Origin of the sequence: Bradyrhizobium macuxiense (genome assembly GCF_001542415.1) — a bacterium.
Classification (GTDB): Bacteria; Pseudomonadota; Alphaproteobacteria; order Rhizobiales; family Xanthobacteraceae; genus Bradyrhizobium; species Bradyrhizobium macuxiense.
On record NZ_LNCU01000036.1, the window covers coordinates 90,616 to 101,061 of the forward strand.

8 protein-coding genes are annotated in these 10,446 nt (G+C 64.3%); 1 reads left to right on the plus strand and 7 read right to left on the minus strand.

Going from position 1 to position 10,446, the window contains the following annotated elements; translation table 11 throughout:
• On the plus strand, window positions 1-273 hold a 273-nt coding region (locus AS156_RS41895; protein ID WP_201456020.1), incomplete at its 5' end, for an aldo/keto reductase.
• A gap of 166 nt (window positions 274-439) precedes the next feature.
• Here AS156_RS41895 and AS156_RS09930 read toward each other — a convergent pair.
• The 7 genes from AS156_RS09930 to AS156_RS09960 form a co-directional block, all read right to left on the minus strand.
• On the minus strand, window positions 440-1,408 hold the full coding sequence (locus tag AS156_RS09930; RefSeq protein ID WP_066503298.1) for a zinc-binding dehydrogenase: 969 nt from the start codon (window positions 1,406-1,408) through the stop codon (window positions 440-442).
• A 185-nt stretch (window positions 1,409-1,593) separates the two neighbouring features.
• A complete protein-coding gene (locus AS156_RS09935) occupies window positions 1,594-2,589 on the minus strand; it encodes an NAD(P)H-dependent flavin oxidoreductase (protein ID WP_066503301.1) in 996 nt (331 codons plus the stop codon).
• Between the two features lie 249 nt (window positions 2,590-2,838).
• The gene (locus AS156_RS09940) at window positions 2,839-3,273 is read right to left on the minus strand and encodes a CBS domain-containing protein (protein ID WP_066503496.1); all 435 of its coding nucleotides are present in this window, start codon (window positions 3,271-3,273) and stop codon (window positions 2,839-2,841) included.
• 264 nt (window positions 3,274-3,537) lie between these two features.
• On the minus strand, window positions 3,538-4,854 hold the full coding sequence (oxlT, locus tag AS156_RS09945) for an oxalate/formate MFS antiporter (RefSeq protein WP_066503302.1): 1,317 nt from the start codon (window positions 4,852-4,854) through the stop codon (window positions 3,538-3,540).
• Window positions 4,855-5,091: 237 nt separating this feature from the next.
• Window positions 5,092-6,381 carry an oxalate/formate MFS antiporter gene (gene oxlT, locus AS156_RS09950; protein ID WP_066503303.1) on the minus strand — a complete coding sequence of 430 codons (1,290 nt, stop codon included), beginning with the start codon at window positions 6,379-6,381 and terminating at the stop codon, window positions 5,092-5,094.
• 280 nt (window positions 6,382-6,661) lie between these two features.
• The gene (locus tag AS156_RS43265) at window positions 6,662-6,799 is read right to left on the minus strand and encodes a hypothetical protein (RefSeq protein ID WP_201456021.1); all 138 of its coding nucleotides are present in this window, start codon (window positions 6,797-6,799) and stop codon (window positions 6,662-6,664) included.
• Between the two features lie 178 nt (window positions 6,800-6,977).
• Window positions 6,978-10,446 (minus strand): autotransporter domain-containing protein (locus AS156_RS09960; RefSeq protein ID WP_160331071.1); only part of this gene is annotated, 3,469 nt, incomplete at its 5' end.

Sequence of the window (10,446 nt, forward strand, 5' to 3'; positions counted from 1 at the left end):
GAGCCGATCGGTTCGGCGTTGAGCTACGATGCCGATATCGACCGCGCGCGCCGTCTGACAGCGCTAGTCAACGATGGGTTCGCCGGGAGCCTCACCGAAGCCGCAACAAGGTTTGCGTTATCTCACCCGGCGATGGGCACGATCCTGGTCGGCATGGCGACGCCGCAGCAGTTCGAGGATGCGCTTGCTGCCGTCGAGAAGGGGCCACTGTCGCAAGCCGCGCTCGATCGGCTGTCGGAATTGCGGCAGGCGTTTTCCGGCGAGCCGCGATGATCGCGGCCTGAGGATGGGGATCGCTCTGCGCTCCACCTATCCTGCGGTGTTCGGATGCATTTTCGTCATTGCGAGGAGTGAAACGACGAAGCAATCCATATCTCAGGATGCGGCGTGATGGATTGCTTCGCTTCGCTCGCAATGACGATCTCGGTCGAGTGGGTCGCTACAGCGTCACCACGATCTTGCCGAGGTGCTTGTTCGCTTCCATGTGCTCGAACGCCTTGCCGATGTCGGCGAACTTGTAGACCTTGTCGATCGGCAGCTGCAGCTTGCGTGATTCCACTGCGGGCCAGATGTCCTTTTTGACCTCGTCGAAGATCTCGCGGATCTCCTCGATGCTGCGGGTGCGGAAGGTGACGCCGATGTACTGGATGCGGCGCGCCGCGTGCAGGTCGAAGTTGAAATCGGCATGGGTGCCGCCGAGCCGGCCGACATTGACGATGCGGCCCTTGACCTTGGTCGCCTTGAGATTCTGGTTCGCGACCGGTCCGGAGACCTGATCGACAATCAGATCGACGCCTTCGCCGCCGGTGGCCTGCAATACCTGATCGACCCAGCCGGGATCCTTGGAATCCACGGCGAGATCGGCGCCGAACTCCTTCAGCCGGCCGCGGCGCATCGCGTCGGTCGAAGATCCCACGACGAGCTTCGCGCCCTTCAGTTTTGCGATCTGCATCGCCATCAAGCCGACGCCGGAGCTCGCGCCCTGGATCAGCACGGTCTGGCCCGCCTGCAGCGCGCCATTGGTGACGACGGCATTGTGCATGGTGGCGAGCGCGACGGGGAGGGTGGCGGCCTCGTCGAAGTTCATATTCGAGGGGCTGCGGAACAGCCTGCCGTGATCGGCGAGCGTGTACTCGGCAAACGCCGCGCCGCCCGAGCCCATGATCCTGTCGCCGACCTTGACGCCCTTGGCCTCGGGACCGAGCTCGGCAACTTCGCCGGCCCACTCCATGCCGAGCACGGTGCCGGCGCCGCCGGCCGAGCCATGGGCGTGGCCCTTGGTCATGCCGATGTCGGCGCGGTTGAGCCCGCAGGCATGCACCTTCACCAGCACCTGCGTGCCTTTCGGCTGCGGCTTCGCGACTTCGGTGATCTCGGGGCCATTGGCCCCATACACATAGGCTTTCATGGGCTTGTTCTCGTTTGTGTCGTCTGACGCGAGATGATCTTCAATTCCGTCATCCTGAGGTGCGAGCGCTTGCGAGCCTCGAAGGATGCACGGCCCCAGTCGGGCCGTCGCCCTTCGAGACGCGCTTCGCGCTCCTCAGGGTGACGGATCACGCGGGCCGAATGTCAGCTCATCCTACTCAAAACCTATTCGGCAGCCTGGCGCTTGCCGCCCGACATCATGCTATCGAGCCGCTCGCGGATGATCGCCTCCGCTTCGTGCACGATGCGCGACACGAGCTCGGCGCAGGACGGGATGTCGTGGATCAGGCCCTGCACCTGGCCGGCCGACCAGATGCCCTCGTCGGCATCACCGGTGGCGTAGACCATCTTGCCGCGGGCGCCGGCGACGAGCTCGCGGACGTCCTCGAACTTGGCGCCTTCCTTCTCCATAGCCACCACCTTGGTCGAGATCGCGTTCTTGGCGACGCGCGAGGTGTTGCGCATGGTGCGGAAGATCAGCTCGGTCTCGCGCTCGTCATTGGCGACGATGCGTTCCTTCACGAGCTGGTGGATCGGGCTCTCCTTGGTGCACATGAAGCGCGTACCCATGTTGATGCCTTCGGCACCGAGCGCGAGCGCGGCGACCAGGCCGCGCGCATCGCCGAAGCCGCCCGAGGCAATCATCGGGATCTTCACCTTGTCGGCGGCGGCGGGAATGAGGATCAGGCCGGGGGTGTCGTCCTCGCCGGGATGTCCGGCGCATTCAAAGCCGTCGATCGAGATCGCGTCGGCGCCCATGCGCTCGGCGGACAGCGCATGGCGCACGCTGGTGCATTTGTGCAGCACCTTGATGCCGTGCTTCTTGAACTCGTCGACATGCTCCTGCGGCTTGTTGCCGGCGGTCTCGACGATCTTGATGCCGCTCTCGATGATCGCCTGGCGATATTCGGCATAGGGCGGCGGCTTGATCGCCGGAAGAATGGTGAGGTTCACGCCGAACGGCTTGTCGGTCAGCGCACGGCAGCGCGCGATCTCCTTGCGCAGATCGTCCGGCGTCGGCTGGGTCAGCGCCGTGATCATGCCGAGCGCGCCGGCATTGGCGACGGCCGCGACCAGCTCCGCGCGTCCGACCCATTGCATGCCGCCTTGCACGATCGGATGGTCGACGCCGAACATTTCGGTGAAGCGTGTCTTGATCATTCTGCCCTCGTTTCCATCATAATTTTCCGTCACGCGGACGGCCGCGGGCGGGTGTTTTGGATGTCGAGCGGCAGGATGCAGTCCTGTCAGGCAAAAGTCTATCCTGCAGGGGCGGCGGGCCCATGCGGAAATGGCAGGCCGACGCACGCGGTCAGGCGAGGGACGAGCTGACCGTTCGACGCATCTGCTCGAGCGCCGGCGATCAAGCGTGCCGGGTTCGACGCAACCCGCGTCGATGCAGCGATGATATCAAGCCGGCACGGCCTGCCGCACCGAGGTCGTGGCTTGCTCGTCGAACGCGGCCGAGATGTCGCGCATGCTGACGACGCCGATCAGGCTGTAGTTCTCGATCACAGGCACATGGCGGATGTGGTGCTTGTTCATGAGATGGCGAACGTGATCGAGCGTGTCCCTCGAGTTGCAGGACACGAGTTGCTGCACGGCGACGAATTGCGATACCCGCATGCCGGCGCCGGCCGGGCCGTGCGTGGCGATCGCGCGCACCACGTCACGCTCGGTGAACATGCCGACGGCGGTGTTGCCTTCGGTGCGGACGACATCCTTGACCACGAGCGCGCTGATATTGCTGGCGCGCATCAGTTGCGCGGCGATCGCGACGGTCTCGTTCATGCGAACCGTGGCAACGCGGGCGTTTTTCTTGCGCAGGATATCTCCGACTTGCATGGCAACCTCCTTTGGGGTCATCAACAACGCAATTTTGGTATACATAATGCCAATTGTCAACAGGGCGATCGCCCGAATTCACCGACAGGAATCGCGATAAGCGGCAGGATTTCTGACGCTATCGATGATTGCTCCCGGCCGGACCTGAAGTCACGCATCGCATCCGGTGGGTTCATTGTATCTGGTATACCTCGGATAGTAGGAGGCAAAATGAAAAGAGGCGCACCGAGGTGCGCCTCCAACATTTCAACCGGCAATTCGCGATCAGGCCGTCTTGGCGCTGGCCGCCGTCGCGGCCTCGGCGGCGGCCTCGTTGCCGTGGATGAAGGCGCGCCGCATCGGCTTGATCACGAACACCGCCATCAAAGCGGCGGTGGCATTGAGTGCGACGGCGATCACGAACACCGCGTGCCAGCCATAGTTGGCAGCGACGATGCTGGCGGCCGGCACGAGGAGCGCCGCCGTGCCCTTCGCCGTGTAGAGCATGCCGTTGTTGGTGGTCGCGAACTTCGCACCGAAAGTGTCGCCGCTGGTTGCGGGGAACAGCGAATAGATCTCGCCAAACACGCCGAAATAGACCGCGGTCGCGAGTACGAACACCAGCGGATGATGTCCCCAGGTCGAGAGCGTGAGCAGCATCAGCGCGCCGGTGCCGAAGGCGATGAACATGGTGTGCTCGCGGCCGATATTGTCGGAGACCCAGCCGAAGAACGGACGTCCGAAACCATCGAAGATGCGGTCCAGCGAGATCGCAAAGGTCAGCGCGGCCATCTGGAAGCCGGCGAGCGAGACCGGCGTGGTGGCGATCTTGTAGTCGTGCGCGATCGGTGCGATCTGCGCCGCCGCCATCAGCCCGCCGGCGGCGACCATCACGAACACCAGATACATGACCCAGAAGATCGGGCTGCGCAGCACCTGCGGCGGCGTGAAGTCGATCTTGGTCTGCGGCAGGTTGAGCTGCTTCTTCTTCGGCGGGATCGCGACTGTGGGCGGACGGATGAAGAACGCGAGCACGAACACGACGAGGCCTTGCCCGATGCCGAAATTGAAGAAGGCGGCCTGGTAGCCGCTCGTGGCGATCATCTTGGCGATCGGCACCACGGTGAGCGCAGCACCGGCGCCGAAGCCGGCTGCCGTCGCACCCGCCGCGAGGCCGCGGTGATCCGGAAACCACTTCAGCGCGTTGCCGACGCAGGTGCCGTACACCGAGCCGGCGCCGATGCCGCCGAAGATGGCGGCGGCATAGAGCATGGTGAGCGAGTCGGCATAGGAGTTCAGCACCCAGGCCAGCGCGATCATGACGCCGCCGAACATGATGACGAGGCGCGGACCGTATCTGTCGACAAACCAGGCTTCGATCGGCACCAGCCATGTCTCGGTCACCACGAAGATGGTGAAGGCGAGTTGGATCGATGCGCGACCCCAGTGATGCGCGCCGTCGATCGGATCGACGAACAACGTCCAGCCGTACTGGAGGTTCGCGATCATCGCCATGCAGACGATGCCCATGACGAGCTGCAGCCAGCGAAAGCCACTGGACGAAGGTTGTGCTTGCGTGACAGCCGTATTGCTGGAAACCATCAAGTCCTCCCGAGCGCGCTCTAGTTCTTGTGACCGAGTGTCGCAATTGTTGTGACTTTTCGTCACAACGCTCGGATGTTGGTATACTATATTCCAGAAAGCAAGCCCATCCTTGCGCTGCGTCGCAGCAAAATTGGCATGCAAGGCGGCGCTTGGTTCCGCTTTCGCCGATTTTTGGGCAAGCAAAAACGCCCGGCGTTGGCCGGGCGTTCGGTCGACGGGATCTGCACTCAAGGCTTACGCCGTCGACTTCGCCACCACGATCCTGCGCCAGGGTTTGAGCACCACGATCGCGAGCAACGACGCGAGGATGTTGGCGCCGGCGGCGATGATGAACACGTTGTCCCAATGGCCCGACGACTGCTGCATGTAGTTGGCGATCGGCACCAGCAGTGCTGCGGTGCCCTTCGCCGTGTAGAGCAGGCCCGCATTCGTCGTTGCGAACTTCGCACCGAACGTGTCGGTGCAGGTCGACGGAAACAGCGAGTAGATCTCGCCCCAGGCGAAGAACACGAAGCCCGAGAGCAGAACGAACCAGACGGGATCGTGTCCCCAGAGGTAGAGCATCCAGATGCCGACGCCTTCCATGCCGAAGGCGATGAACATCGTGTTCTCGCGGCCGATCATGTCGGAGATCCAGCCGAAGAACGGGCGCGTCAGGCCGTTGAGGACGCGATCGATGGTTGCTGCGAAGGTCACGGCCGTCATGGTCATGCCGACAAGCGTCACCGGAATGTTGTCGACCTTCCAGTCGACCGCGATCGGCTTCAGGTTCGCCGTCACCATCAGGCCGCCGGCGCCGACAATCACGAACATGAGGTACATCAGCCAGAAGATCGGGTGCCGCAGCACTTCGGTGGGCTGATAGTTGCGGCGGGTCTGAACCAGGTTGGCATTCTGTGCGACTTGCGGCACCTGTCCGGCCTTCGGCGCCAGCAGGAAGAAGGAAAGCAGCACGATGACGATGCCCTGGCCGAGGCCGAAATAGAGGAAGGTGCTCTGGAAGCCGGAATCCTTGATCATCGCCTGGATCGGAGCGACGGTCAGCGCCGAGCCCGCGCCGAAGCCCGCGGCCGTGATGCCCGCCGCGAGACCGCGCTTGTCGGGAAACCATTTCAGCGCGTTGCCGACGCAGGTGCCGTAGACGCCGCCGGCGCCGATGCCCGCGATGATCATGCCGAGATAGTAGCCGTTGAGCGTGGTCGCCTGCGCGTTGATCGCCCAGCCGATGGCGCAGAGGATGCCGCCGACGAGCACGACGATGCGCGGACCGTATTTATCGACGAACCAGCCTTCGATCGGCACCAGCCAGGTCTCGAATAGCACGAACAGGGTGAAGGCCCACTGGATCGACGCGCGGTCCCATCCGAATGTCTTCTGGATATCGGGGACGAAGAACGTCCACCCGTACTGATAGTTTGCGATCATCACCATCGCGGCGACGCCGATCGCAAGTTGTGTCCACCGATAGGTGTCGCTGACGCGCGCGGCCGCGGGGGCCGCAGTTGCCTGAGCCATATCCGACATTGATCCTCCCAACGCGCTTATCGTCATTGTGATTGTCGCGCGCGGCAGTCATCTTGGTATTCGATATGCCAAGGTTCAAGCTGTCGTGTGTCTAACGTGCGCTTATGCCGCAGCGTTACGCGAGGTCGCGTTCAGCGCGCGGCTCAACGCAAGTAGAAGGCGCAAACAAAAATGGCCCCGCAGATCGGGGCCATTGCAGCAAACTTCAATATCGGTTCGCTCTCGCGACGCAAACCGTACGATCGCGCGCGCGGGAGTCGGGCGCAGGATTCTTGCGGGCTCAGAGGCCGAAGCGCGGCAGGTCCCCGTTGCGATTCGAGATCTCCGCGCTCTTCATCAGGAGGCGGTCGATCGTGGCCAACAGGCGGCCGAGCAGGGTGGTGGACGGCGCGAGCGCAATAGCAGTGGTCTTGGACATTGATATCCCCTTTGTCTGGAGGCCAGCGAGGTGCCGGCTCATCGTCTGGGGTCAATCTAGGTATGCCAGATACCAGGCACAACGATCTTGTTTGCATAGCAGCATTCAAGACGTTGCAATGCAGCAAAAATATCTCGATTGGCATCCCAGATCAGGAGGAAAGGCAGGCCCGCCGAGCTCAGAATTTCCAGTCAAAACTGGCTTTTACCGAGTGATCCTGCACTCGATCGGCGAGCTGTCCGACATACGCGATGCCGACGCTAGCTTGCGCCGTGACCCGCAGGTCGAGCCCGCCTTCGACCAGCGCCGCGTTGCGCGCCAGCGGCACGCCGGCTGCGGTGAAACTGGTTCCCAGACCCTGGAATGCAAGCGCCGCCGTCGGGGTCACGTCGCCAAACGCGTACTGCCAGGCTACCGAGGCACGCGGCGTCAGCAGCATGCCGTTGTCCAGGGCAAAGCTTGTGGCGATGCGGGCGCCGAGCGAGGAGTAGCCGACATCCTCCCTGTTGGCGGCGCCGAGCAGCGCGGCGGCACCGGTACCGCCGGTCTCGCTAAAGCTGTCGGTGTTGAGGTGCGCCCAGGCGAGGCCGGCGAAAGGCTCGAGTGCGGCGCGGCCGAGCGTCAGGCCATAGCCGATCTCACCGAACACCTGCGCCGTGGTTGCGTCATAGCGAGCACGCGCCGTGTCGAAGAAGCCCGGGAAGACGATCGAGCGGTTGGTGTCGAGCGTGCTGAAGCTTGCTGCTGCGCCACCGCGCAGATTGAACGCACCGTAGCTCGCGCCGACATAGCCGGCGAGGTGTGCGGTCTGGACATCGGCCGAACTGCTGCGATCGCCGACATGAACGGACGAACTGGTGTAGCCACCGGCGATGCCGGCGATCCAGTTCGTCGCGAAGCGATGATCGACTCCGCTGAAGAAGCCGGCGAGGTCGCGCGTCATGCCGGCCGCATTGCCGTCGCCGTTCAGCCGACCCCAGGCGCCCAATCCCTGTGCCCAGAACGTGGTGTCCGGAATCTGCGCAGGGGCGAGCGGCGGCGCCTTCAGCGGAAACGCCCGCCGGTCAGTGCCGGCATAGGCGAGGGCGGAGCTGACCGACAGCGAGTCCATCGCAGCGGTCTCCGGGCCACCCGAGCCGAGCGCCGCCATCGGTCCGGCGCTGCCGGCGAAGGCGGCTTGCCGCAGCCGGCCCAGCACGGCGTCGCGGAGGTAGCGCGAGTCATCCAGCATCGCGGTCTGCGCGCTGGCGTGCACCTCGCCCGATAGCGCATCGAACGCCTGCCGGGCGCCGGCGGCGCCCTGGTTCAGCAAAGCGACCATCAGCGGATCGCGCTGTTGTCCGCTTGCATCCAGCGCCCCGGCCACGGCGATCTGGTTCGGTGTCTGCGCGACACTCTGGAGCGAGGTGGTGTTGCGGGCGAGCGTCAGGAAGACGTCGTTGGCGTCGTAGCTCAGCGTCGGCGTCAGGAATGTCAGGCTGCTGGTGACGTCGCTGAAAGTGCCGCTGACGCCGCCATTCGCGGTGAGGATGGTGTAGACGGTCTGCGGCGCATAGGTGCCGGTCTGTGCCAGCGCCAGCACATTGCCGCCGGCCAGCGTCGCGGTGCCGCTGGCCACGATCTTGTCGGATCGGCCGGCCGCATTGGCTTCGACCTGGTAGATCGAGCCGGCCGCGAAGGACACGTTGCCCGCGACGCTCAGCGTGCCGATCGAATTGCCCGGCGTTACCGTGCCGCCGCTCGCAACGCTGAGCCCGCCAATGGTGCCGATGCCACCGATCGTCGCACCGCTGTTCACCGTCACGGCGCTGACCAGGTTTGCACCGGCGTGGCTGTCATCGCCGACCACGAGCTTGCCGGCGTTGACGGTGGTCGCGCCCGTGTAAGTGTACTGGCCGTTCAGTGTCAGCGTGCCGGCACCCAGCTGGACGACATTGCCGGAGCCGCTGATTGTGCCGGGGAAGCTTATTGCATCCGAGCGATTGAAGGCGAGCGTGCCGTTGTTGGTGACGTCGCCGATGGTTGCGCCGGTGGTGCCGCCGTCACCGAGTTGCAGCGTTCCTTGCGAGATCGTGGTGCCGCCGGTGTAGCTGTTGTTGCCGGTGAAAGTGGTGGTGCCCGTGCCCCTTTGCGCGAACGCGCCGCTGCCGGAGATAGTACCGCCGAGTGTGTAGTTGTCGGAGCGGTTGACGGCGAAGGTGCCGTTGGCGGTGACGTCGCCGGTGATGGAGCCCGACGTGCCGCCATTGCCGATCTGCAGTGTGCTGTTCGAGATCGTGGTGCCGCCCGTGTAAGTGTTGTTTCCGGTCAATGTCAAAGTGCCGGTGCCGGTCTTGGTGAGAGAGCCTCCGCCAACGATCACGCCGCTCACAGTGAGATCGGCGTTAGTCTCGAACGTGCCGTTGCCGGTCAGCGTGACGCCGCGACCTGTGGTGAACGCCACCGTGTTCCTCAGGGTGCCGCCGTTGAAGGTGAGGCCGCCCGACGCGGTGCCGAGGTTGGAGTCGGATGCCACCGACAGCGTTCCGGCTGCGAGTGTGGTGCCGCCGCCATAGCTGTTGGTGCCGGTGAGGATGGTGATGCCGGTGCCGCTTTGCACGAACGCACCGCTGCCGGAGATGGTGCCACCGAATGTATAGGTGTTGGAGCGATTGACGGCGAAGGTGCCGTTGGTGGTGACGTCGCCGGTGATCGAGCCCGAGGTGCCGCCATCGCCGAGTTGCAGCGTGCCGGCCGAGATCGTGGTGCCGCCGGTGTAGCTGTTGCTGCTGGTGAAGGTCAGTGTTCCGGCGCCGGACTTGGTCAGCCCGCCGCTCCCTCCAAGCGATGAGCTGACGACGAAATTGTTGGCTGCATCGGCGATGTCGAAGCCGCCGCCGCCCCAATTGATGGTTCGCGACGTGCCGGTGAAGCTCGTTCCGGTCACCTGCAGGGTGCCGCCGTTGAAGGTGAGGGGGCTCGAGGCTGCTCCGAGATTGGCGTCTGAAGACACCGACAGCCTTCCGCCCACCAGCGTCGTTCCCCCGGTGTAGGTGTTGGCGCCGGAGAGCACGATCGTGCCGGTTCCGGTGACCGCCACGCTGCCCGCGCCGGATACCACGCCGGAGACCGAAAGACCTGACGTGGCCGAGTTGAAGGTGATGAGAGAGCCGGAGCCGAGCACGACGTTGTTGCCGAGCGTCAGCCCACCGGCTTGTGCCGCGATAGTCGCTCCGGCGCCACTGATCAATTGAATATCGCCGATCAGGGTCGAGCCGGTCTGCAAATTCAAGGCATTGCCGGTTCCGCCGAAGCGGATCGCGGCCGCGTGGGTCACGCCATCAGTGTTGAGGCCGCCGCTGATCGTCCCGGCATTGTTGATGGTGCTGTTTCCATTGGTCATGACACCGATGCCGGCGGCACCTGTGCCGTTCCCGGCACCGCCCGTGATGGTGCCGGTGTTGCCCAGCGTATTGCCGCTGCTGGCCAGATTGACGCCGGTGCCGCTGTCGCCGGCGGAGGATGCTCCAGAGGCACCGGTCGCGCCGTTGCCGCCGATCCCTCCGGTAATGCTGCCCGTGTTGACGATCGACGTTCTATCGCCAAGCACCAGCAAGCCGTCGCCGCCGCCTCCGCCGCCACCGGCGAACCCGCCACCGACACCCGCT

What these genes read in the sequence shown, in the direction of transcription:
- oxlT (WP_066503303.1), bottom strand. Translation starts at nt 6,381, where the DNA reads ATGTCGGATATGGCTCAGGCAACTGCGGCCCCCGCGGCCGCGCGCGTC.
- AS156_RS43265 (WP_201456021.1), bottom strand. Translation starts at nt 6,799, where the DNA reads ATGTCCAAGACCACTGCTATTGCGCTCGCGCCGTCCACCACCCTGCTC.
- AS156_RS09935 (WP_066503301.1), bottom strand. Translation starts at nt 2,589, where the DNA reads ATGATCAAGACACGCTTCACCGAAATGTTCGGCGTCGACCATCCGATC.
- AS156_RS09930 (WP_066503298.1), bottom strand. Translation starts at nt 1,408, where the DNA reads ATGAAAGCCTATGTGTATGGGGCCAATGGCCCCGAGATCACCGAAGTC.
- oxlT (WP_066503302.1), bottom strand. Translation starts at nt 4,854, where the DNA reads ATGGTTTCCAGCAATACGGCTGTCACGCAAGCACAACCTTCGTCCAGT.
- AS156_RS09940 (WP_066503496.1), bottom strand. Translation starts at nt 3,273, where the DNA reads ATGCAAGTCGGAGATATCCTGCGCAAGAAAAACGCCCGCGTTGCCACG.